Consider the following 21,484-nt stretch of genomic DNA (forward strand, 5'->3'; position numbering starts at 1 on the left):
CGTTGATCACGGCCGTGATCGTGCCGATCGGCACTTGGGCGACGACCCATTACGGCGCGCGGATGACGACGACGTGGCGCGAAATCTACGGCAGCATCGGCGACTTCAACGCGCGCATCGAGGAGAATGTTGGCGGCATCCGCGTGGTGAAGAGCTTCGCCAATGAAGGCCACGAGACGGCGCTCTTCGCCGTCAACAATCAGGGCTACCGGGCGCGCAAGCTCGACGCCTATCGCATCATGGCCTTCAGCCAATCGCTGAACTACCTGTCCATGCGCCTGACGCAGATCATCGTCATGGTCGCCGGCACGTGGTTCGTGATCTCGGGTGATCTGTCCTATGGCGGCTTCGTCGGCTTCCTGCTTCTCGTGAACGTCTTCTTCCGCCCGGTCGAGAAGATCGCGGCCGTTCTGGAATCCTATCCCAAGGGGATCGCCGGCTTCCGGCGCTATCTCGAGTTTCTCGACACCGAGCCCGATATCGCGGACGCGCCGGGCGCCGTGCCGCTGCCGGCGGGCGCTGGCCGCGTCGAGTTTTGCGGCGTGGAGTTCGGTTATCCCTCGCGTGGGTCGGTTTTGAAGGGCATCGATCTTTCCATTCGCGCGGGCGAGACCGTCGCCTTCGTCGGCCCGTCCGGCGCGGGCAAGACCACGATCTGCTCGCTGGTGCCGCGCTTCTATGACGTGACCTCGGGCGCGATCCTGATCGACGGGATGGATGTGCGGGAGGTCACGCAGGACTCCTTGCGCCGCCGCGTCGGCGTCGTCAGCCAGGACGTTTTCCTGTTCGGCGGCACGGTGCGCGAGAATATCGCCTATGGCCGGCTGGATGCTTCGGAAGTCGACATCCTGCGCGCCGTCGAGCGGGCCCATCTCGGCGAGACGATCGCGGCGCTTCCGCAGGGGCTGGATACGGTCGTGGGCGAGCGCGGCGTCAAGCTGTCGGGCGGCCAGAAGCAGCGCCTGTCCATCGCCCGCATGTTCCTGAAGAACCCGGACATCCTGATCCTCGACGAGGCGACCTCGGCGCTGGACACGGAGACCGAGCGCATGATCCAGGCCTCGCTTCAAGAACTCGCCGAAGGGCGCACAACGCTGGTGATCGCCCATCGCCTTTCCACCATCCGCCATGCCGATCGCATCGTCGTCATTTCGGACGGGCGCCTTCTTGAAGAGGGCAGCCATGATGAACTGATGGCGCGGGAGGGGAGCTATCGCCGGCTGGTCGAGGCGCAGCACGGCATCCTCAACGACGAGCGGCAGGCGGCGGAATAAGACTTCGACGCTAGAATCGAGCATCATAAAAGCGGCGGCCCCAAGAGGAGCCGCCGCTTTTGTCGTCTTACCAGACGCTTGCCGTCAGAAGTTGAAATGCGCCTTCAGGAGACCCGAGCGCCCTTCGGCATAGCCGCAGGTGACGGAGGTCTGGCAGCCCGCGACATATCGTTTGTCGAAAAGATTGTTCACGTTGAGCGATACGCCCCAGGTCTCGCGGTCGTAGCGCACCGCCGCGTCGAAGACAGTCGCGTCCGGCACTTTCAGCGTGTTGGCGTTGTCGGCAAAGGAATCGCCTTGGTAACGCACGCCGCCGCCGAGCGACAGCCCGTCGAGCGAGCCGCCCTTCACCGTATAGTCCAGCCAGAGCGAGGCCATGATCTCCGGCACCAGATAGGGGCGCTTGCCGATGACCGAGGCGTCGGCGTCGTCTTCGATCGTCAGGTCGAAGGCCGTGAACGCGCCCGTCACACGCCAGTTCGGGTCGAGATTGACCTTGCCTTCCAGCTCGACACCGCGCGAATTGATCTCGCCCACCGTGCGCGGGATGAAGAAGGGCGCGACCGACTGGAGCGTGTTGCGACGGGTCAGGTCGAAGAGCGATGCGGTGAACACGCCGTCGATGAAGCTCGGCGCGTATTTGATGCCGATCTCGTATTGCTCGCCTTCCTCCGGCACGACGCCGTTGCCGCTGGCATCGGTTCCGATCTGCGGATTGAAGAAGCGCGAGGCGCTGATATAGGGCACGATCCCATTGGCGAATTCATAGGCGAGACCCGCGCGCCCGCTGAAAGAGCCGTTGCGGGTCTCGTAATCCGCGTCCGCCGCTGAGCGGTCGTCGCGGTCGATCCACACGCCGTCATAGCGCCCGTTGAGGGTCAGGATGAATCCGTCTCCGAACTTCGCCTGATCCTGCGCGTAGACGCCGAGCTGATTGAGGTCGATCACCTCGTTCAAATAGGGCGCGTAAAGCGGTGCCAGACGGTTCGTATAGACCGGATTGGTCGGGTCCAGCGGCGAGGCCGCGCCCACGGCCTGCACTTGGTCGATGCGGAAGAACTTGTAATCCACTCCCGCCATCAGCGTGTGCCTCACAGCGCCCGTATCCAACTCGACGCTCGCGCGGTTGTCGGTCGTGAACGTATCGACCTCGGTGTCATGCGCGAAATTGAGGCGATTCAGGAGGTAGGGTGGGCCGACCGGCTTCTCGAAGCCGCCGAAGCCCGAAGCGGAATCGTACCAACCGAAGAAATAGGGTCCGTATTCGTTGCGCTGGTCGTGGCCGTAGCGCGTGTTGGAGGTCAGCGTCACCCCGTCGGCCGTCTTGTGCTCGAACTCGTAGCCGAGAAGAATCTGCCGATTGAGGAATTTGTCGAGGTCGGGCTCGGAATAGAAGAGATGCTCGCTGATCCGACCGAAGGGCGCGGGCACGACGCTGCCGAAATAGGGCAGGAACCCGTTCACATGGTTCTGGTCGTCATATTGGTAGTTCAGATAGAGGTTCAAACGCGTGTCGGCGTCCGGCGCGTAGGTGAGGTTCGGCGCGATCAGGCCACGGAAGTTTTTGGCGTAGTCGGTGTCGGTGTCGCCGCCCTTCACCTTGCCGAGTAGACGGTAGCTCCAGGCGCCGTCATTCGTCAGCTTGTCGGCGAGGTCGAAGGCCACGTAGCCGTTGGGCGTGCCGTCGATGCCCCCCTCGACATAGCGGATGCGATCACCCGTCGCGCGCTTGGAGACGGAGTTCACCACGCCGCCGGGATTGCTGCCGCCGTAAAGAACCGAGGCCGGGCCGCGCAGCACCTCGACGCGCTCCAGAAGGAACGGGTCGATGATGAAGCCGCCAAAGGCGTAGGAATAGAGATTGAGTCCGTCGAGATAGACGCCCGACTGCGTGGCGTTGAAGCCCCGGATATAGATCCAGTCCGTATCGGTATCGTTGCCGAAGGGCTGCGCGAAGACGCCGGGCGTATAGCGCAGCGCCTCGTCCACCTTCTGCACGCCCCGATCGGCGAGTTCTTCCTGCCCGATCACCGAAACGGACTGCGGCACTTCGATCAGCGGCGTGTCGGTCTTGGAGCCCGTGGTGGTGGCTTTGGCCACATAGCCGTTGACAGGCCCCGTGCCCCCCGACAGGCCGCTGCCCGCCCCGCCATTGCCATCGATGGTGACGGTCTCGAGGACGACAGGTTCCTGCGCGATGGCGGGAGCCGGCAAGGAACAAAGCGCACAGCCGACCAGAAGCGCGCGGCGAAGGGAGGGGAGGGAACCCATGCAAAACTCCAACAGAAAGTTTCTGCACCTTACGGCTATGAACATGATCTAAGGAGTCATGTTTTCTGCGCGATCGAATTCCCACAACGATATGTGACGGATTCAACACGCGATTTCGAAACGTTCCAATTTGCCCCTCGGCAGCGCTACGCCGATTCGCACGGGGCTTGAGAAGTGCCGCCAACGCCCCGGACGTCGGCGCGCTTCAATCGGTTTGATCCGACGGGCGTTGGCCGGCCCGGCATTTTGAATCGGTTTTTCTGCAAATCGGCCGGCTTTTCCCGGTTTTCGTCATGGATCGGCAAGGTCAATCGCGCTAGTGGCTGCCGCAGACCACGCGGGTCCCATGCCAGGAGCGAAAGGTATTCCCATGACGCAGCCCAAACGCATCGCCGTCACCGGCGCGGCCGGTCAGATCTGCTACTCCCTGCTGTTCCGCATCGCCAATGGCGACGTCTACGGCAAGGATACGCCCGTCGTGCTTCAGCTCCTCGACCTGCCGCAGGCCCAGAAGGCCGTTCAAGGCGTCGTCATGGAACTCGAAGACTGCGCCTTCCCGCTTCTGCAGGGCGTCACCATCACGGACGATCCGGCGACCGCCTTCCGCGACATCGACGCCGGCTTCTTCGTCGGCTCGCGTCCGCGCACGCAGGGCATGGAGCGCCGCGATCTGCTTTCGGCCAATGCCGAGATCTTCCGCACCCAGGGCCGCGCCCTGAACGAGGGCGCCAAGCGCGACGCCAAGGTGATCGTGGTCGGCAACCCGGCCAACACGAACGCCATGATCCTGGCCGCCAACGCCAAGGATTTCCCGACCGAGAACGTCACCGCCATGCTGCGGCTCGACCATAACCGCGCCCTGACGCAGTTCGCCAAGAAGGCGGGCGTCAGCGTCGATGCGATCGAAAAGTTCGTCGTGTGGGGCAACCATTCGCCGACCATGTTCGCCGACTGGGCCAATGCCACCGCCGACGGCAAGCCGCTGCCGCAGGTGATCGGCGACGAAGCCTGGTACAAGGACACGCTGATCCCGACCGTCGCCAAGCGCGGCACGGCGATCATCGAAGCGCGCGGCGCGTCTTCGGCGGCTTCGGCGGCCAATGCCGCCATCGACCACATGCGCGACTGGATCTCCGGCTCGAACGGCGACTGGGTCTCCATGGGCATCTCGTCGGATGGTTCCTACGGCATCCCCGAGGGCGTCATGGCCGGCGTCCCGGTGATCTGCTCGAACGGTTCCTATGAGCGCGTTCAGGGCCTGAAGCTCGATGCGTTCGCCCAGCAGATGCTCGATCGCACGGTGGCCGAACTGGTGGAAGAGCGCGAAGCCGTCTCGGCTCTCCTCTAACTTCCGCCCGTTTTTACGGATTTGGGAAGGGCGCTCCGCGAGCCTCGCGGGGCGCCCTTTCGCGTTCTCGGCGGGTGACAACCGCTCGTTAAGCCTATGCTGCGAGACTTGGGGCTTCTGGGTCACATCGCCTTCGGAAATCTCATGCCCTCCAGCCGCTCCATCCTTCTCTGTCTGGCCTTGGGAAGCTTGGCGGCGGCCGGCGGCTGCGCCACAGTCCAGCCGGGGATGAGCTCGGAAGAGTGCCTCGCGCGGGCCATGTATTTCGAAAGCAACCGCTCCAGCGAGGAGGGGATGATGGCCGTCGGCACGGTGGTGATGAACCGTTTGGAATCAGGCCGCTATCCCAAATCGGTTTGCGGCGTCGTCGGCCAGCCCAACCAGTTCGCGCCGGGCGTTCTGACCAAGCCCATGGGCCGGGGCGGCGATCTCGCCAAGCGCACGGCGCGGCGCGTCCTGCACGGCGAGCGCCATTCGCGGGTGCAGAAGGCCATGTTCTTTCATACCGCGGGCTATTCCTACCCCTATAAGAACATGAACTACCTGACGATCCAAGGTGGGAACGCCTTCTACGAGAAGCGGCGCGACGCCACCCAGACGCAGTTCATGGTGGCCGAACGCGAGCGTGCCGAGCGGGAAGGGCGGATGCCCTACAACCCGCCCGAACGCGCGGCCGCCGCCATTGCGGCCGCCCAGACACCGGCCCCCGCCATCATGACGACGCCGACGCAGACCAGCCGCATCGCGCGCCAGATGGCGGCCGGGCGCGGCGGCAGACTACCGCCACCGCCCAGCCGGGAGGCGACCCTCCCGGACATGTCGATCGAAGAGCTGATCCAGGAGAACGGCGGCTGATCCGCCGCTAGTCCTTTATTCCGGGAAATCGGCCGACAGGCTTTCGCTCTTCAATCGCTCGATTTCGGCGAGGCGCTCGCGCAGCTTTGCCGTGACGCCGTCATAAGCGATGCGCCCGAGCACGAGATGGCGCGGCGGCTCGGCCATCTCGGTCACGCGGATCATCGCCTCGCCGGCGCGCACGGGATCTCCCGCCTGCTTGCCGCTGATGTCGGCCGTGCCCTTCAGCCGCGCGCCCGCCGTAGGCGCATAGGCTTCGATCCGGTTCGGCGTCTGGCGCAGCGAACGGCCCGCCCAGTCGGTGCGGAACGGGCCGGGCGCGACGCAGGTGACGGAAATGCCGAGCGGCTTCACCTCGGCCAGAAGCGCATCCGAGAAGCCCTCCACCGCGTGTTTCGTCGCGGCATAGTATCCCGAGCCCGGAAACCCGATGAAGCCCGCTTGCGAGGTGAGGTTCAGGATATGGCCCTTGCCCTGCCGGCGCATCATGGGCAGCACCGCGCGCGTCATGGCGAAGAGGCCGAAGACATTGGCGTCGAACTGATCGCGGATCTCCTGGGCGTCGCCTTCCTCGATCGAGGCCTGATAGCCATAGCCGGCATTGTTGACGAGAACGTCGACCCGACCGAACCGCGCTTCCGCTTCCTTCACGACGGCGTCGATCGCCTGCTCGTCCGTCACGTCGAGATCGACAGCCAGCGCGCGCTCGCCATGTCCTTCCGTCAGATCGGAAAGACGCGACTTGTCGCGCGCGGTGACGACGGCGTTCCAGCCGCGATCCAGCACCAGCTTCGCCAGTTCGCGGCCGAAGCCGGTGGAGCAGCCTGTGATGAACCAGACGGGCGTTTGCGTCGATGACATGGAACAATTCCTCTGTGAGAGAACGGCGCAGCGGGTTGGTTTGCCCGGCCGACTGTCGTTCGGCTTAACTGGAACGAAACCATGAAGGGACCACCCTCGGATTGATTTGCAACGCCCGGACATCGGCCGGGCGCAACCTTATGCGCCGCGCGATCTCTCGTGCGCGCCAGCCTCTCGGACGTTCCTGTGTCGTTCATCTCCGCCCGCGTCTCGACCCGCCTCGTCGCGGCTTTCCTGGCCCTTGGTCTGGCTGGATGCCAGTCCGTCGATCTATCGCGCAACGATCTGGCGGCCGGCCTGTCCGTGCAGTCGAAGGCACCGGCTTTCCAGGTCGGCAATGGCGAGATCGTGCCGGTGCGCGCGGGCTCGGCCATCGTCGTGGACGCCGATTCGGGCAAGGTGCTCTTCGGCGACGATCCGGACGGGCTGCGCCATCCCGCCTCCCTGTCCAAACTTCTGACGCTCTACCTCCTGTTCGAGGCGATCGAGGCCAAGCGCGTGACGCTCGACACCGATCTCGTCGTCTCGACCCATGCCGCCTCGCGGCCTCCCTCCAAGCTCGGCCTGCGCCCCGGTTCCACGATCAAGGTGCGCGATGCCATGTATGCGCTGGCCGTGAAGTCGGCCAACGACGTCGCGACTGTTGTGGCCGAGAACCTCGCTGACGGGTCCGAGGAAGCCTTCGCGCGACGGATGAACATGACCGCGCGCGAAATCGGGATGCGCCGCTCGAACTTCGTGACGCCTTCGGGCCTGCCGGACGATCTTCAGATCTCGACCGCGCGCGACATGGCGGTGCTGGCGCTTCAGATCCGCAAGCGCTTCCCCGGCTTCGTGCCGCTCTTCTCGACGGAGAGCTTCGACTATGCCGGCCGGCATTACGTCTCGACCAACAAGCTCCTCGGCCGCGTTCCGGGCGTCGACGGAATGAAGACCGGCTTCGTCAACGCCTCGGGCTTCAACCTCGTCGCCTCCGCGCGCCGCAACGGTCGGGGCGTCATCGTCGTGGTCATCGGCGGGCAGACGGGCCGGGCGCGGGATATGAGAGTCGAGCAGTTGATCGACACCTATCTCGGCCCGGCGACCTGAGATTCAAACCGTGCGCAGCATTCCGCCATCGACGAAATAGGTCGAGCCAACCGAGTAGCTCGCCTTGTCGGAGCAGAGGAACACGAAGAAATTCGCCAGTTCCTCCGGCGAGCCGAAGCGCTTGATGGCGGCGTGCTCGTCGGCGACGCCCTGGAGATAGCCTTCCCAGTCGCCGCCCGACTTCTCCGTCAGCTGACGTGCCGTCTTCTTCCAGTCGGGCGTCAGGATCAGGCCGGGATTGATGCAGTTGACACGGATGTTGTCGGGAATCAGCTCCGTCGCGAGGCACTTGGAGAACATCATCAAGGCGGCTTTGGTGACGTTGTAGATGGGCTCGTACCAGAGCGGCTGCACCGCGCAGATCGAGGCATTGTGCAGGATCACCCCGCCGCCGCGCCGCTTCATCTGTGGCGCGATCCCGCGCGCCAGACGCACGGCGGCCATGACATGCAGGTCCCAGTAGGACTGCCATTTCTCGTCCGGCGCTTCCATCACCGTCTCGTTCGAGCCGGTGCCCGCGTTGTTGATCAGAATGTCCGCGCCGCCGAACCGCGTCCGTGCGGCATCGATCACGGCTGCCGTGCCCTCGGGCGTCGCGACATCGGCCGCAAGACCCATCGCTTCGACGCCATATTGGCTGGCGATGCGCGCGGCTTCCGCCTCGACCCGCTCGGCTCCACGTGCGACGAGGAGCACGTGTGCGCCCTCCGCTGCCAGCGCCTCGGCCACCGCCAGCCCGATGCCGACCGATCCGCCGGTGATCACGGCAACCTTGCCGCCCAAGCCCATATCCATCGAATCTCTCCCTCCCATGCCCGGCGTTGCCGCCGGCGTAGGGGAGTGTGGGGCGGGCGGCTGAGGAAGACCAGCCTCGGATCAGTCCGAATAGCGTTCTTCGGCCCAGGGGTCGCCGCGATTATGATAGCCACGCACCTCCCAGAATCCGGGTTGGTCGCGGTTGCGGAACTCGATGCCGCGCAGCCATTTCGCGCTTTTCCAGAAATAGAGATGCGGCACCATAAGGCGCACCGGGCCGCCATGCTCGGCCGTCAGCGGCTGACCCTCCCATGCGTGTACGAGCATCGCGTCGGGCGCGGCGAAATCTTCAAGAGAGAGATTCGTCGTGTATCCATCGTAGGAGGACAGGACAACGAAGCCGGCCTCGGGCTTAGGCTTCACGATTTCCAGAAGATCGCGCGTCAATACGCCTTTCCAGTGATTGTCGTAGCGGGACCATGTGGTGACGCAGTGAATATCCGTCACCTCCTCGCTCTGCGGCTGCGCCTGGAAGGCGGCCCAATCCCAGACCTGCACATTCTCCACCGCTCCGTTGATCGTCAGTTTCCACTGACTTTCATCGACCTGTGGCAGAAGGCCGAGATCGAGAACCGGCCAGTTCTTGACGAGATGCTGACCCGGCGGCAGACGTTCCGTCTCGGGGCGGGCGTGGCGGCCCGTCAGGAAGCGCCCCTCGCGCGCCCAGCTTTCCTTGGTACGGGTGAGCTTGGTGTCGGGATGGTCGGGATCGTTGGGTTCGCTCATGCCGTTCTGCGCTCCTGTTTCGAGGATGACGTGGCGATTTTGAAGGGCATGGCAAGGGTCATGTGACCAAGATGGCTGCTTGATTTCGAGCGGGACCGCGACAAGTCTGAACCCGATGTCCTTCGCGCGAGCCCTCTCGAGATCACGCTCTCAAGCCGCAGCACTCAACGGCTGCGGCCTTCGCCTGTTCATGGTGCTGGCCTTTCTGCTGGCGGCGGCGGGCTTTCCAACAGGCGGTCACGCGCAGATTCATTCCGCCAAGCCCTGCGCCGAAGCCACCATGCTCTCGGACCATCATGGAACCTCTCCGGGCTCTGCTGTGGACAGCCTATGCTGCTTGTTTCATTGCGTGCCGGTCGCGCCGGTCGCGCTCCTGTCCGCGGCAAGGCCGCTTATGCGCTCGGCTCGCATGCCGCTTGTGCTCCAGATCGCCCCGCACGGGGTGACGCCGCCCGTTCTCGCGCCACCGCCGCGAGCCTGAAAGTCTTCGAGCCCCGTTTTATTCCCGGTCCAGACCTCGAGCGCCACACCGACGCCGGGCGAACCCCCGCCATTCGAAGGATTTCACCATGAACCCCATGAAAATGGATATGCAGGCCTGCATCGACGCCTGCCTCGATTGCTACAAGACCTGCCTCTCCTCCGCCTCGCATCATTGCCTGGAGGCGGGCGGCCCGCATACGGAGCCCGCGCATTTCCGGCTGATGCTCGCCTGCGCGGAAATGTGCCGGGCGTCGGCGCATCTGATGCTGCTCGGCACGGACGCTCATCGGCATTCCTGCGCGGCCTGCGCCGAAATCTGTGCAGCCTGCGCGGATGATTGCGAGCGTGTGGGCGATATGGACGCCTGCGTCGCGGCCTGCCGCCATTGCGCGGATGAATGCCGGAAGATGGCGGCTTGAACCATGAAGCGTATTTTGATCGCTCTCACCATCCTGCCCGCTATCGTAGGCGCTCCGGCGCTGGCGCAGGATCATTCCGCCCATGGAGGCGCGCACTCGCCGGCCTCGCAGGCTTACATGAAGGCCATGAAGCGCATGGATGCGGACATGTCGTCCATGCCGATGTCCGGCCAGCCGGGCGTCGATTTCGCGCGCATGATGATCCCGCATCATCAAAGCGCGATCGACATGGCCAAAGCCTATCTCGCCAGCGGCGAGAACGATCCGACGATCCGCAAGATCGCGGAGGATGTGGTCGCCTCGCAGGAGCGCGAGATCGGCGAGTTGCGTGACTGGCTGAAGAGCAAGGGCGCGCAATAAATTCTGCGGGAGCCGGGCCAAGGCCCGGCTCTCCCTCTCGCCGGTTGGAGAGCCGGCTATATCTCGTTGGCATGACCGATCGATCGACCGCGCCCGACGCGCCCTCTTCGTCCCGTTTTCGCCGACTGCCGGTTCTTGGTCGGATCGAAGCCAAGCTCCTGCTTTGGCTCGTCGGCTTGTCCGGCGGACTGTTCGGATTTCTGTCCATTGCCGGCGAGGTGCGGGAAGGGGATACGCACGCCTTCGACGACGCGATCCTGCGCGCCTTGCGCGAGCCCGGCCGACCGGACGATCCGATCGGCCCGTTCTGGCTCGAAGCGGCGCTTCGAGACATCACCGCCCTCGGCGGTTACACCGTCCTGACCATGATCCTCGTCGCGGCCGTCGCCTATCTGTTGCTCAACGGCAAGCGCGCCGCTGCGCTGCTCGTCTTCGGGGCGGTGGTGGGCGGAACGGCTTTGTCGAATGTGCTGAAGGTTTTCTTCGACCGGCAAAGGCCGGATGTCGTCGGCCATCTCGTGGACGTTCACAGCTTGTCCTTCCCGAGCGGGCACGCCATGCTTTCGGCCGTCACCTATCTGACGCTCGGCGCGCTCCTGGCGCGAACGGAAGAGCGCTTCGTCATGCGCGCCTATTTCATCGGCCTCGCGGTGGTGCTGACGCTGCTTATCGGTGCGAGCCGGGTTTATCTTGGGGTGCATTACCCCACCGACGTTCTGGCCGGTTGGTGCGCCGGCGCGACCTGGGCCTTTCTCTGCCTGCTCATGGCGCGCTGGCTTCAGCATCGCGGTCAGGTCGAGCCATCGGATTGAGGCTAGGTGGCGCGGCTTCGAAAAGCCGCGCCATGTTCGGTCTTAGAAGTCGAAGTTGTTGATGTCGGCCTTGGTGAAGACCTTCGGCGCACCGAGCAGAATCTGGCTCTGGTTGACGATCTGGAGATCGCCCAGACGCCCGGCCTTGAAGCTCGTGTCACCCGGCTTCAACGTGCCGTCCGCAACCGCGCGCATGGCGAGGCCTGCCGCATAGCCGAGATCCACCGTCGACCAAAGCACGGTCGACTTGATGCAGTCGCCGTTGATATAGGGCTTCATCGCGTTGGGCAGGGCGAGGCCGACCACCGACACCTTGCCGCAGAGCTTGTTCTGCTGAACGGCTTCGGCGGCGGCGGGCGTCGCGACCGAGGTCATGCCGAGGATGCCCTTCAACTCGTCGCCATATTTGTTGATCAGCGTCTGCGCCTGGTTGAAGGACAGGATGTTGTCCTCCTGCGCTTCCACCGTCTCCAGGAACTTCAGCTTCGGGTGGCACTTCTCGGCATAGCCCTGCATCTCGCTGATCCAGCGGGACTGGTTGGGCGTCGTGAAGGTCGAGGTGACGATGGCGAAGGAGGCGTCTTCGCCGACTTCGGAGGCCAGCTGATCGATGAGCGCCTTGGCCACGCCGTTCGGCTGCGCCTGATTGACGAACCACTGGCGCGCATCGGCTTCCGCATCCGCGTCATAGCCGACAACGTTGATGCCGGCTTCCAGCGCACGCTTCAGAACCGGCGCGATGGCCACCGGATCGTTCGCGGCGAAGAGAATGCCGTCCACGCCTGAGGTGATGTAATTGTCGATGAAGGTGATCTGCTCGTCGATATTGGCCTTGGTCGGACCGTCGGTCGTGACGGTCATCGAGCCGGTTTCCTTGGCGGCTTCCTGAATGCCCTGGGCGGTCGAGTTGAAATAGCCGACGCCGACGAGCTTCGGAATATCGACCACCTTGAGCGGCTTGCCCTTGCGATCGGGCGCGCCGGTCGGCGTGCCGCCATTGTATTCGCCAGGGGGAACGGGCGTGACCGAGGCGTCGCAGGCGAGCGGATTGGCCGGCGCGCCGTCGCCGCCGGTCCAGGCACTCTGCGCCATGGCCGGAGCGGTGAGAAGGCTGGTGCCCAGAAGCAGGGCGAGCATGGTGCGCATTGTTAGTCCTCCCAAATGGAACGGTTGTGAACCGACCCCCTCCCGAGGGGCCGAAGGCCACTCTCAATCGCTGGAATAGCGACGAAGAAGATTGGAAACGAGAACGGCCGCGATCAGCACGAACCCGATGATGACGATCGTGCCGTCGCCTTTGACGCCCGACAGGGCGAGGCCGTTCTTCAGAACCTGCACGAGGCACAGGCCGATCAGCGTCCCGACCACGAGCCCGCGCCCGCCGAAGATCGAGGTGCCGCCGAGAACCACCGCAGTGATCACGTCGAGTTCGATGCCCGTGCCCATGTCCGAGCGCGTGGTGGAGACGCGAGACACGAAGACAAGGGCGGCAAGCGCCGACACGAAGCCCGAAGCCGAGTAGATCAGAAGCTTCGTGCGCACCACGTCGATGCCCGAAAACTCCGCGCCCATCTCGTTGTTGCCGATGGCATAGGTGGCGCGGCCGAAGGCCGTGAAGCGCAGGATGAAGAAGCCGACGAGGGCGACGATGGCGAGAAGCCAGAGCTGCGTCGGCACGCCCAGAACATTGCCCTGACCCAGTACGAAGAACCAGGACGGGTAGCCGCGGATCGACTGTGCCTGGCTGATGCCTTCCGCCAGACCGCGATAAAGGGCGAGCGTCGCCAGCGTCGCGATCAGAGGTGGCACGCGGAAGCGGGTGACGATCAGCCCGTTCACGAAGCCGGCGAGCGTGCCGACCACGAGGCAGAGCACCATGGCAACGGGCAGGGGCAAGCCGAGCGTCTTCCAGAACACGCCCACCAGAATGGCGCAGAGGCCAAGGATGGAGCCGACTGAGAGATCGATGCCGCCCGTGATGATGACAAAGGTCATCACCACCGCGATCAGCCCAACCTCGGTCATTAGGCGACCCTGGTTGAGTAGGTTGGCTGCGGTGAAGAAGCGCTCGTTGTCGATCGCCAGAACGGCGAGCGCGACAGCGAGAATGAGGGCCAGAAGCGCCTCGTGGCGGAGAAGGGAGCGAAGAGCCATGATGATATCCCCCCTCAGCCCGTCCGCCCGCGCCGCGCCATGTCGATCAGCACGGTGGCAAGGATTAGAATGCCCTGAACCGCACGCAGCCAGTAGGCCGAGACGTTCAGGAAAATCAGCGACGAGCCGATCGCGGCGAAGAGAATGGCCGCCAGCGTCGAGCCAGTCACCGTGCCAATACCGCCTAAGATCGAGACGCCGCCGACCACCGAAGCCGTGATGATGATGAGTTCGAGCCCGTTCGGAACGGTGGACTGGATCACCTGAAGCTGCGTCGCGAAGAGAATGGCGGATACCCCAGCGATCATGCCGTGAATGGTGAAGACCTTCACGATCGTTCGGTTATAGGGGATCCCCTCGGCCTCTGCCGCCTCGCCATTGCCGCCAACCGCATAGATCGAGCGCCCGAAGGCGGTGGAGCGCAGCAGGAAAGCCGCGACGATCGTCATCACCACCATGAACCAGACGGGCGAGGGGATGTCGAAAAGGCGAAATTGCGCAAGCTGGAACTCCGGTGGCAGACCGGAAATCCAGGCGCCGCCAGTCGCCGTGATGAGCCCGCCGCGCAGGATCGAGAGCATGGCGAGTGTCGCGATGATCGAAGGCACCTTGAGATAGGCGATGACGGCGCCGAGCAGCGCATTGACCGCCCCGCCGATCAAGACGGGCAGGAGCCAGGCCACCCAGACGGGATAGCCGTTGGTGACGAGAAGGCCGCTGACCGTCGCCAAAACCCCGATCAGCGCGCCGACGGACACGTCGATATGGCCGGAGATGATGACCATCGACATGCCGATCGCCGCGACCGCGATATAGGCATTGCCGACGAAGATCGAGGTCAGGTTGTTCTGCGAGACGAAGCGCGGGTTGAGCCAGCCGACGACGAGAAACAGAGCGACAATGGCCAGCAGCAGCAGGATTTCCTGCCCCGAGCCGGACAGGCGGCGGGAAAGCGAAGGGCCGGTCATGCGGCGTGTCCCGTCATCATGGCCGCGCCGACCATCTCTGGCGTCGCCTCGCTGCGTGGCAGAATCGCGGACATGCGCCCGCCATTCATCACCACCACGCGGTCGCTCATGCCGAGCACCTCTGGCAATTCGCTGGAGATCATGATGATGGCGAGCCCTTGGGCGGCGAGTTGGTTCATCAGTTTATGGATTTCGGTCTTGGCGCCGACATCGACGCCGCGCGTCGGCTCATCGAGAATGAGAATGCGAGGATCGGTGGCGAGCCATTTGGCGATCACCACCTTCTGCTGATTGCCGCCCGACAACTGGGCCACGACTTGCCCGGGGCCGCGCGCGCGGATCGCGAAGCGCTGAATGGCGTCGGCTGCGATCGCCGTTTCGCGCGTGGTATCGACCACGCCGCGCCGGGTCAGCCGGTTCAGGATCGCCATGGACACGTTTTCGCGGATCGTCTGCGGGCGCACGAGGCCGTGCTGGGCGCGGTCCTCCGGGACATAGGCAATACGATGGGCGATGGCTTCGCGCACGCTGCCGACCGTGACCGCTTGTCCGTCGATCAGGATGTCGCCCGAGGTCGCCGGCGTCACGCCGAAGATGGTTTGGGCCAGCTCCGTTCGCCCCGAGCCGACGAGACCGGCAATGCCGAGAATCTCGCCCGCGCGCACGGAAAACGACACGTCGCTGACCTTGCCGGCATGAGCGAGGTTCTTGACCTCCAGCACCGTTTCCCCGAGCGGAATCGTGTCCTTGGGGAAGAGCTGGTGAATGTCGCGGCCGACCATCATGGACACGAGGGTGGCTTCGGTCACGTCATCGGCGGCGCGCGTGTCGATCGTCTTGCCATCGCGCAACACCGTGATGCGGTCCGAGATTTCGAAAATCTCGTTCATGCGATGGCTGACATAGACGATGCCGACGCCTTCCGCCCGCAGCGAGCGCACGACATCGAGCAGCCGGCGCACATCGGCCTCGGCGAGCGCGGCCGTCGGCTCGTCCATGATGAGAACGCGCGCGTCGCGCGACAGGGCGCGGGCAATTTCGACGCGCTGCCGGTTGGCGACCGAGAGGCGGGAGACCTTCTCGTCCACGTCCAGATCGGGGCAGTCGAGCCGATCCAGAATGGCGCGCGCCTTGCGGCGCATCTCGTTCCAGTCGATCAGGCCGCGCCCGGTCCTGGGCGCATGGCCGAGAAAGATGTTCTCAGCCACCGTCATCGCCGGAAACAGAAGGAGCTCCTGATGCACGACGGCGATGCCGGACGCCTTCGCCTCGCCGGGACCGGAAAAGCGTACGGGCGCGCCGTCCACTTCCACCGTGCCGGAATTGGGCTGATGGGCCCCCGACATGAGACGGATCATGGTGGATTTGCCCGCGCCATTCTCGCCCATCAGAGCGTGGACCTCGCCGGCGCGCAGATCGAAATCGACCCCGCGCAGCACCTGGACCGGGCCGAAGGACTTCTCGACGCCACGCAGCGCGATGATGGGCGCGGCGTCAGTTGGCAAGGAAGCCTCCGTCGATCGGCAGCGTCACGCCGGTCAGCATGGCCGCCGCGTCGCTCAAGAGGAACAGGATGACCTCCGCCACGTCCTCGGTTTCGGCGAAACGACCGATCGGGGTGCGTGCCAGCATGGGGCCGCCCTTCTCCGGCGCTTCCCATGCGACGCGGGCGAGATCGGTCAAGGTAATGCCGGGCGCAACGGAATTGACGCGAATGCCGTGCGGCCCCAACTCGTTCGCCATGACCCGCGTCAGCCCGTCCATCGCGCCCTTGGAGGCGCAATAGGCGGCGTGATCGCGAAAGCCGAGAAAGGACGAGATGGACGAGACGTTGACGATTGCGCCCTTGGCCTTTCGGGCGACCAGATCCCTCGCGAAGACCTGCGAGACGATGGCGGCCGAGCGCACGTTCACGGCCTGAACCGTGTCGAAGGACTCGTCCTTCATCTCCAGGAACGGCTCGAGAATGTTGATGCCCGCACAATTGACCAGCATGTCGGCCGGCAGGGCCTCGGCGGTGATCCGACGTGTCTCCGCGGCGTTGCCGAGATCGACGCTGAAGCCGCGCGCGCCCGTCTCGGCCGCGAGACTGTCGAGATCGGCCTGTGAGCGGGACAGCGCGACGACCTTGGCGCCGCGCTGCGTCAGAAGCTCCACCGTGCGCCGGCCGATGCCCTTGCCTGCGCCCGTGACGATGACGGTCTTACCTTCGAAATTCATAGGGCTCCTCCCAAAGCATTCGTGATCGCGGCCGGCAGGCCGGCGCTATGCGCCGGGGAGACCCATGGTGATCTGCATCTTGACTTGGCCCTTGGGGGCGGACGCGGCGTCCTGAAACGCCTCGACGCTCTTCTCGAACGGATAGGTCCGCGTGATGAGGGGCGAGACGTCGATCGCGCCGGAGGCCAGCATCGCCACGCATCGCGGGAAGACATGGGCGTAGCGGAACACATGCTCGACCCGCGCTTCCTTCAGCATGGCGGCCGACACGTTATAGGCGGGGTTGGACAGCGGGATGCCGACGAAGACCACCACGCCGCCGGGGCAGAGCGGTTCGAAAATATCGGCGATCGCCCGTTCGGAGCCGGCGCATTCGTAGATCACATCCGCGCCCCAACCTTCGGTGCGGGCCTTCACGACCTCGGCGAGGTTTTCGCGCGACACGTTGACAGTGGAGACCGAGCCGAGCTTGCGAGCGATCTCGAGCTTCGTGTCGTCCACATCGCTGACGATCACATGCGCGCAGCCGCCTGCGAGCGCGGCGAGCACCGTGACGAGGCCGATCGGTCCGGCGCCGATCACGACCGCGATATGTCCGGGCGCGGCCTTGGCCTTGGTAACGGCATGAACGCCCACCGCCAAGGGTTCCACCATGGCGGCGGCAGCGAAGGTCACGTTATCGGGCAGTTTGAAGGTGAAGGCTTCCGGGTGCACGACGCTCGGGCGCAACACGCCATGGATCGGCGGTGTGGCCCAGAAGCGCACGGCGGGATCGAGATTGTAGAGGCCAAGCCGCGTCGCGCGCCCGTTCGGATCGGGAATGCCGGGCTCCATGCAGACGCGGTCGCCGGCTTTCAGCGTCGTCACCGCCGAGCCGGTCTCGGTCACGATCCCGGAGGCCTCATGGCCGAGGATCATGGGCTCGCGCACCACGAAGGGGCCGATGGCGCCATGGGTATAATAATGCACGTCAGAGCCGCAGATGCCGACCGTGTGGATGGCGATGCGAACGTCGTGAGGCCCGAGCGGCTCGTCCAACTGGAAGTCGCGAAGCGAAAGCTGGTCCTTGGCTTCGAGCACGAGGGCGCGCTGGTCGGTCGGATCGACCGTGGGAACAGGGGCGACGGAAGACATCCGATGGCCTCTCCTTGTCATGCAGTGTTGGAATGGATGCTATGCAGCCTCGTCGCGGATCGCGACACCGATTCAGGCGGGTTTCCAAACTTTCTTGCGTTTCTCCGGGCTAGGCTGTTGCGCGTTGCATCAGGGGAGGGCGCTGGATACGGCGTGTCGTTGCCCGGTAACCGCTGGGCGTCTCCCCGCAGACCATGAAGAATCGCCTGTTGAAATTGGCAGTGTTGTTGAAGCCGGTTTCAAAGCAGATATCGGTGATCGACTTGTCGCTGGTGGCGAGAAGCTGACAGGCGGCCTGCACGCGCAGATGGTTCACATAGGCCGAAAAATTGTGTCCGGTCTGATGCTTGAAGAAGCGAGAGAAGGCCGTCGCCTCCATGTTGCAGACATCCGCAGCTTCCTGCAGCGCGATGTCCCGGCGGAAATGCGCGCCCAGAAACGCGATCACGCGCTCCAGCTTACGCGAGGCGCTGGTGTGAAGGCCAAGCGCGGGCGCGCATCTCGATAGCGTGCGCCGTTCCGCCCGGCGGGTGGCGAGGTCTGCCATCAGGCTCAGAAATGCGAGCAGTCGATGCGGGCCTTCCAACTCGCCGATGTCGCAAAGTTTCTTGCGACCTCGTTCGGCCGTCTCGCCGATGAACTCGACGCCGAAAGCCGCCTCCTGCAGCAGGGCGGCGACCTCGGCGAATTCAGCGAAGGCGTGGGACAGACGATCCGCGATCTCGCCGCTGAACTGCACCAGCACGTCGCGCTCGCGTAAGCTTGTGCCGGGCTCGATGGCGCTGACCCAATTGTGCGGGAGGTTCGGCCCGGTCAGGATCAGGCTCCCGGCCTCGAACGGGCCGACATGATCCCCGATCATCATGCGGCCGGAGCTCTCACGGATGAGATGCAACTCGTATTCCGGGTGGCAGTGCCATTTGGCGAGGTGATGCGGATAATCATGCGTGGCCCAGCGGAAGGACTCGCGCGGTCCGCAAAGAATCACCTCCAAGGCCGGCCCGTTCGGTGGCGTCGGCTCCAGCATAAGCGCGCGTGACGCGGACATGCTCATGGCCATATCCCTTCCATCGCATTCAGCCGCTCGCGCCAGCGCGCCGCGTAGTCGGACAGACCCGGCAAAGACGCGAGCGCTAGCGACGTTTCATCAGACCCTTGTGGCTTCGCGCCGTCGCGCCCCGACGCCAGAAGCGCGGCGCCCGCGCTGGTGCCCGTGCCCTGCGTCGGTGCGAAAACCGGCCGACCCGTCAGGCCTCCGAGCGCCCGCAGGAACAGCGCGTTGCGCGCGAACGGCCCTTCCACGATGGTTGGTCCTGCCGCGCCGATCAACGTAAGGCTTTCATGGGCCATCAGAGCCACGTAAAGGCTCGCAGAGGCGGTACGCTCGGCCGCCGATAGGTTGTGAGACGGGTGCGACCAACCGCCCTGGCCGTGCGGGAATGGGCCAGTTCCCGTTGTGATCGGCGGCGTCACCATCAGCCCGCGCGCCATTACGGCGTTCACCACGTCGTCTCCCGGCGTTTCCGGCGAGCGGCCCGTCAGGATGTCGAATTCGCGCCCGCCCATGAACAGGGCCGAGGGCACCGGGCGGCCAAAGGCATCGACATAGGCCAGCATGTTCCGGTCGGGATCGAAAGGTTTCGGTTCACCGCCAATGGAGAATCCGACGACCCAGGTTCCCGTGGACAGGACGGCGAAAGGGGCCTGCCGCGTCAGGAGATGAGGCAGAAGCGATGCGTTGGAATCGTGAATGCCGCAGAAGACGGGGATTTCTTGCCCCCCCAAGCCGATCCGTTCGGCAAGGTCCGACTTCAACGGACCCAAACGATCGAAGGCGCTGCGCAGCGGCGCAAACAGAGCCCGCCAGCCCATTCGATCAACCAGCGAGGAGAAGTCACCGCGCTCGGGCGACCAGAGATCGGTGTGGCTGCCCAGCGAACTCGCCTCGCAGGCGGCCACGCCCGTCAGCCGATAGGCCCAATATTGTGGGTAGGTGAGAATGTGCCGAGTCTCGGCGAAGCGTTCGGGAAAGCGGGTCTGGAGCCAGAAAAGCTGACGCCCGACATTCAATCCGTTCGCCATGGCGGGGGATAGCGTTTCGGCAAAGTCCGGCCGGATCGCGTCATAGGCTTCGCTTCCCTCCAGCGGCGCCTCGTAGTCGATCACGGGAAGGGCTAGGTCCTCGCCTCCGATCAAAGCGACCGAAGCACCGTGCGCGGTGATCGAGATGGCGTCCAGCCTGTGCTCGGTTGAGAAGGCGGCGAGGCTTTCGATCAGAAAGGCGAAAAGCGCATCCGTGTCGTAATGCGGATAGGGACCGTCTTGCCGGATGATGTTGGGGCGCGAGCGGACAGCGAGGTCGCGCCGCTCGCTGAGGTCGTGCAGCACCAGCTTGGCATTGGTCTTGCCGATATCGACGACGGCGACGAAGCGGGGCGCATCGCTCATGGCTCAATCCATATGAAACATGGGAACGAGCGGCACGGCCACGGGCTCATTTCCGGAATGGGTGTCCATGATATCGGCCATCGCGGCCCACCAGCGCTGCATCACGGGATGGTCCGGCAAGGCCGCCATGCCGTGATCGCGCGGGCGCTTCAGGACGCCGAAGAGGCAGTTCGTCTCGGGATCGAGAAAGATCGAATAGTCGCTGACGCCGGCCTCGCGCAGCAGGACGACGAGTTCGGCCGGAATGGCATCGTGGCGCGCTTTGTACGCTTCCTCCCGATGAGGGTGAAGCCGCATACGGAAGGCGTAGGTTTCCACGCTGTCGGCGCTCATGACTCGCTCCTCGGTGGCTCGCCCTTGGGCTCCAGCACCGCCACGATCAGGCGAAGCCCCGCGCTTTCGATCATGGCGGCGGAGCGGTCGTCGATCCGCTCGTCGGTGATGAGGATGTCGGCCCGCTCCAGCGGCGCGATGATGAAGCTGGACCGATCGGCGAATTTGCTGGCATCGGCCAGGATCACCAGCTCATCGGCCTGCCGCATGAGGCGCTGTTCGGACTGGATAATGAGCGGGTCCGATTCTGCGAAGCCCAGCGGCGAAATGCCCTGCGCGCCCATGAACATGCGCCTTGCGCGGAAATGCGCGATCCCGTCCGCGTCGAACGGCGAGAGGATCAGGCCCTGCTCGCGATAGACCGCGCCCGCCGGCAGCAGGACGCCGCATTGCGAATGCTGAAGGAGATGCTCGGCGATCGGAAAGGAATTGGTCAGCACCTGCAGACGGAGCCCCGTGAGGTAATGCACCATGCCGAACGTGGTCGAGCCGCCATTGATGATGATGGCGCTGTCATCCTCGCATAGGCGCGCGGCCTCGCGGGCGATGGCGAGCTTCTGCGACGCGTTGCGGGTCTGGAGCGTGCCGAAGCTTTCGCCGGAGACGGCGCGAGGCAAAGCCTGTTTCAGGGCCTCCGCGCCACCCCGCACGCGCCTGAGCTTCTTCTGCGAATCGAGCAGCGCGATGTCACGGCGGACCGTCGCCTCCGAAGCGCCCGTCAGCGCTGCGAAGTCCTGAACGGTCGCCACCGAGCGCCCTTCGATAGCGCTCAGGATCATGCGATGACGCTCCCGCTCGTGCATTCCCAGTCCTCCCGAACCCGAAGTTCCGCTCTTATCGGCCCTCTGTCAATCATCTTCGATCAGGAATAATCATTGTGCAGCGCAACATGATCGAACTTGATCGATCCTGT

The 21,484-nt window shown here is 64.6% G+C and carries 21 protein-coding genes; 7 read left to right on the forward strand and 14 right to left on the reverse strand.

Annotated elements, in window-relative coordinates:
- Window positions 1–1,274: ABC transporter ATP-binding protein (locus tag NS365_RS11495; RefSeq protein ID WP_058600434.1), on the forward strand; the 1,274-nt coding region annotated here is incomplete at its 5' end.
- 84 nt (window positions 1,275–1,358) lie between these two features.
- On the opposite strand, the gene NS365_RS11500 is transcribed toward NS365_RS11495, so the two are convergent.
- The gene (locus tag NS365_RS11500; protein ID WP_058600435.1) at window positions 1,359–3,545 is read right to left on the reverse strand and encodes a TonB-dependent siderophore receptor; all 2,187 of its coding nucleotides are present in this window, start codon (window positions 3,543–3,545) and stop codon (window positions 1,359–1,361) included.
- A 370-nt stretch (window positions 3,546–3,915) separates the two neighbouring features.
- On the opposite strand from NS365_RS11500, the gene NS365_RS11505 reads away from it, so the two are divergent.
- Entirely contained in the window at window positions 3,916–4,893 is a 978-nt protein-coding gene (locus tag NS365_RS11505; RefSeq protein WP_058600436.1) for a malate dehydrogenase, read from the forward strand.
- Between the two features lie 96 nt (window positions 4,894–4,989).
- Entirely contained in the window at window positions 4,990–5,748 is a 759-nt protein-coding gene (locus NS365_RS23545; protein WP_343286841.1) for a cell wall hydrolase, read from the forward strand.
- 15 nt (window positions 5,749–5,763) lie between these two features.
- Here NS365_RS23545 and NS365_RS11515 read toward each other — a convergent pair whose 3' ends face one another.
- Window positions 5,764–6,609 carry an oxidoreductase gene (locus NS365_RS11515; protein WP_058600437.1) on the reverse strand — a complete coding sequence of 282 codons (846 nt, stop codon included), beginning with the start codon at window positions 6,607–6,609 and terminating at the stop codon, window positions 5,764–5,766.
- A gap of 186 nt (window positions 6,610–6,795) precedes the next feature.
- Here NS365_RS11515 and NS365_RS11520 point away from each other — a divergent pair, with 186 nt between their 5' ends.
- Window positions 6,796–7,698 carry a D-alanyl-D-alanine carboxypeptidase family protein gene (locus NS365_RS11520; RefSeq protein WP_058600537.1) on the forward strand — a complete coding sequence of 301 codons (903 nt, stop codon included), beginning with the start codon at window positions 6,796–6,798 and terminating at the stop codon, window positions 7,696–7,698.
- A 3-nt stretch (window positions 7,699–7,701) separates the two neighbouring features.
- Here the strand turns inward: NS365_RS11520 and NS365_RS11525 are convergent, their stop codons facing one another.
- Window positions 7,702–8,493, reverse strand: a complete 792-nt coding sequence (locus NS365_RS11525; protein ID WP_058600438.1) for an SDR family NAD(P)-dependent oxidoreductase — start codon at window positions 8,491–8,493, stop codon at window positions 7,702–7,704.
- A gap of 81 nt (window positions 8,494–8,574) precedes the next feature.
- Complete coding sequence (locus tag NS365_RS11530; RefSeq protein ID WP_058600439.1) at window positions 8,575–9,240, reverse strand: sulfite oxidase-like oxidoreductase; 666 nt, start codon at window positions 9,238–9,240, stop codon at window positions 8,575–8,577.
- 569 nt (window positions 9,241–9,809) lie between these two features.
- Here NS365_RS11530 and NS365_RS11540 point away from each other — a divergent pair.
- The 3 genes from NS365_RS11540 (at window position 9,810) to NS365_RS11550 (ending at window position 11,314) form a co-directional block, all read left to right on the forward strand.
- Window positions 9,810–10,142: a hypothetical protein gene (locus NS365_RS11540; RefSeq protein WP_058600441.1), complete on the forward strand. Its 333-nt coding sequence runs from the start codon at window positions 9,810–9,812 to the stop codon at window positions 10,140–10,142.
- A 3-nt stretch (window positions 10,143–10,145) separates the two neighbouring features.
- A complete protein-coding gene (locus tag NS365_RS11545) occupies window positions 10,146–10,502 on the forward strand; it encodes a DUF305 domain-containing protein (protein ID WP_058600442.1) in 357 nt (118 codons plus the stop codon).
- 71 nt (window positions 10,503–10,573) lie between these two features.
- Entirely contained in the window at window positions 10,574–11,314 is a 741-nt protein-coding gene (locus tag NS365_RS11550) for a phosphatase PAP2 family protein (RefSeq protein ID WP_058600443.1), read from the forward strand.
- 42 nt (window positions 11,315–11,356) lie between these two features.
- On the opposite strand, the gene NS365_RS11555 is transcribed toward NS365_RS11550, so the two are convergent.
- From NS365_RS11555 to NS365_RS11600, 10 genes are all read right to left on the reverse strand, one after another.
- Complete coding sequence (locus tag NS365_RS11555) at window positions 11,357–12,460, reverse strand: substrate-binding domain-containing protein (RefSeq protein WP_058600444.1); 1,104 nt, start codon at window positions 12,458–12,460, stop codon at window positions 11,357–11,359.
- 63 nt (window positions 12,461–12,523) lie between these two features.
- Entirely contained in the window at window positions 12,524–13,468 is a 945-nt protein-coding gene (locus tag NS365_RS11560) for an ABC transporter permease (RefSeq protein ID WP_058600445.1), read from the reverse strand.
- A gap of 14 nt (window positions 13,469–13,482) precedes the next feature.
- Window positions 13,483–14,436, reverse strand: a complete 954-nt coding sequence (locus NS365_RS11565; RefSeq protein WP_058600446.1) for an ABC transporter permease — start codon at window positions 14,434–14,436, stop codon at window positions 13,483–13,485.
- The gene (locus NS365_RS11570) at window positions 14,433–15,941 is read right to left on the reverse strand and encodes a sugar ABC transporter ATP-binding protein (RefSeq protein ID WP_058600447.1); all 1,509 of its coding nucleotides are present in this window, start codon (window positions 15,939–15,941) and stop codon (window positions 14,433–14,435) included. The genes NS365_RS11565 and NS365_RS11570 overlap by 4 nt, the downstream gene beginning before the upstream one ends.
- Complete coding sequence (locus tag NS365_RS11575) at window positions 15,931–16,656, reverse strand: SDR family oxidoreductase (RefSeq protein WP_058600448.1); 726 nt, start codon at window positions 16,654–16,656, stop codon at window positions 15,931–15,933. Before NS365_RS11575 ends, NS365_RS11570 begins: the two co-directional genes overlap by 11 nt.
- Before the next feature lie 45 nt (window positions 16,657–16,701).
- Window positions 16,702–17,790, reverse strand: a complete 1,089-nt coding sequence (locus tag NS365_RS11580) for an NAD(P)-dependent alcohol dehydrogenase (RefSeq protein ID WP_058600449.1) — start codon at window positions 17,788–17,790, stop codon at window positions 16,702–16,704.
- Window positions 17,791–17,899: 109 nt separating this feature from the next.
- Complete coding sequence (locus tag NS365_RS11585) at window positions 17,900–18,844, reverse strand: helix-turn-helix domain-containing protein (protein WP_244498432.1); 945 nt, start codon at window positions 18,842–18,844, stop codon at window positions 17,900–17,902.
- The gene (locus tag NS365_RS11590; RefSeq protein WP_058600450.1) at window positions 18,841–20,238 is read right to left on the reverse strand and encodes an FGGY-family carbohydrate kinase; all 1,398 of its coding nucleotides are present in this window, start codon (window positions 20,236–20,238) and stop codon (window positions 18,841–18,843) included. The genes NS365_RS11585 and NS365_RS11590 overlap by 4 nt, the downstream gene beginning before the upstream one ends.
- 3 nt (window positions 20,239–20,241) lie before the next feature.
- A complete protein-coding gene (locus tag NS365_RS11595; protein WP_058600539.1) occupies window positions 20,242–20,556 on the reverse strand; it encodes an L-rhamnose mutarotase in 315 nt (104 codons plus the stop codon).
- Between the two features lie 11 nt (window positions 20,557–20,567).
- On the reverse strand, window positions 20,568–21,374 hold the full coding sequence (locus NS365_RS11600; protein ID WP_058600451.1) for a DeoR/GlpR family DNA-binding transcription regulator: 807 nt from the start codon (window positions 21,372–21,374) through the stop codon (window positions 20,568–20,570).
- Between the last annotated feature and the right edge of the window lie 110 nt (window positions 21,375–21,484).

The sequence above is a fragment of the Aureimonas ureilytica genome (assembly GCF_001475935.1).
GTDB lineage: Bacteria > Pseudomonadota > Alphaproteobacteria > Rhizobiales > Rhizobiaceae > Aureimonas > Aureimonas ureilytica_A.

Excerpts from the sequence above, each read along its gene's own strand:
- NS365_RS11500 (WP_058600435.1), bottom strand. The coding sequence starts at position 3,545 with ATGGGTTCCCTCCCCTCCCTTCGCCGCGCGCTTCTGGTCGGCTGTGCG.
- NS365_RS11505 (WP_058600436.1), top strand. The coding sequence starts at position 3,916 with ATGACGCAGCCCAAACGCATCGCCGTCACCGGCGCGGCCGGTCAGATC.
- NS365_RS23545 (WP_343286841.1), top strand. The coding sequence starts at position 4,990 with ATGCTGCGAGACTTGGGGCTTCTGGGTCACATCGCCTTCGGAAATCTC.
- NS365_RS11515 (WP_058600437.1), bottom strand. The coding sequence starts at position 6,609 with ATGTCATCGACGCAAACGCCCGTCTGGTTCATCACAGGCTGCTCCACC.
- NS365_RS11525 (WP_058600438.1), bottom strand. The coding sequence starts at position 8,493 with ATGGATATGGGCTTGGGCGGCAAGGTTGCCGTGATCACCGGCGGATCG.
- NS365_RS11530 (WP_058600439.1), bottom strand. The coding sequence starts at position 9,240 with ATGAGCGAACCCAACGATCCCGACCATCCCGACACCAAGCTCACCCGT.
- NS365_RS11540 (WP_058600441.1), top strand. The coding sequence starts at position 9,810 with ATGAACCCCATGAAAATGGATATGCAGGCCTGCATCGACGCCTGCCTC.
- NS365_RS11545 (WP_058600442.1), top strand. The coding sequence starts at position 10,146 with ATGAAGCGTATTTTGATCGCTCTCACCATCCTGCCCGCTATCGTAGGC.
- NS365_RS11550 (WP_058600443.1), top strand. The coding sequence starts at position 10,574 with ATGACCGATCGATCGACCGCGCCCGACGCGCCCTCTTCGTCCCGTTTT.
- NS365_RS11555 (WP_058600444.1), bottom strand. The coding sequence starts at position 12,460 with ATGCGCACCATGCTCGCCCTGCTTCTGGGCACCAGCCTTCTCACCGCT.
- NS365_RS11560 (WP_058600445.1), bottom strand. The coding sequence starts at position 13,468 with ATGGCTCTTCGCTCCCTTCTCCGCCACGAGGCGCTTCTGGCCCTCATT.
- NS365_RS11565 (WP_058600446.1), bottom strand. The coding sequence starts at position 14,436 with ATGACCGGCCCTTCGCTTTCCCGCCGCCTGTCCGGCTCGGGGCAGGAA.
- NS365_RS11575 (WP_058600448.1), bottom strand. The coding sequence starts at position 16,656 with ATGAATTTCGAAGGTAAGACCGTCATCGTCACGGGCGCAGGCAAGGGC.
- NS365_RS11580 (WP_058600449.1), bottom strand. The coding sequence starts at position 17,790 with ATGTCTTCCGTCGCCCCTGTTCCCACGGTCGATCCGACCGACCAGCGC.
- NS365_RS11585 (WP_244498432.1), bottom strand. The coding sequence starts at position 18,844 with ATGAGCATGTCCGCGTCACGCGCGCTTATGCTGGAGCCGACGCCACCG.
- NS365_RS11590 (WP_058600450.1), bottom strand. The coding sequence starts at position 20,238 with ATGAGCGATGCGCCCCGCTTCGTCGCCGTCGTCGATATCGGCAAGACC.
- NS365_RS11600 (WP_058600451.1), bottom strand. The coding sequence starts at position 21,374 with ATGCACGAGCGGGAGCGTCATCGCATGATCCTGAGCGCTATCGAAGGG.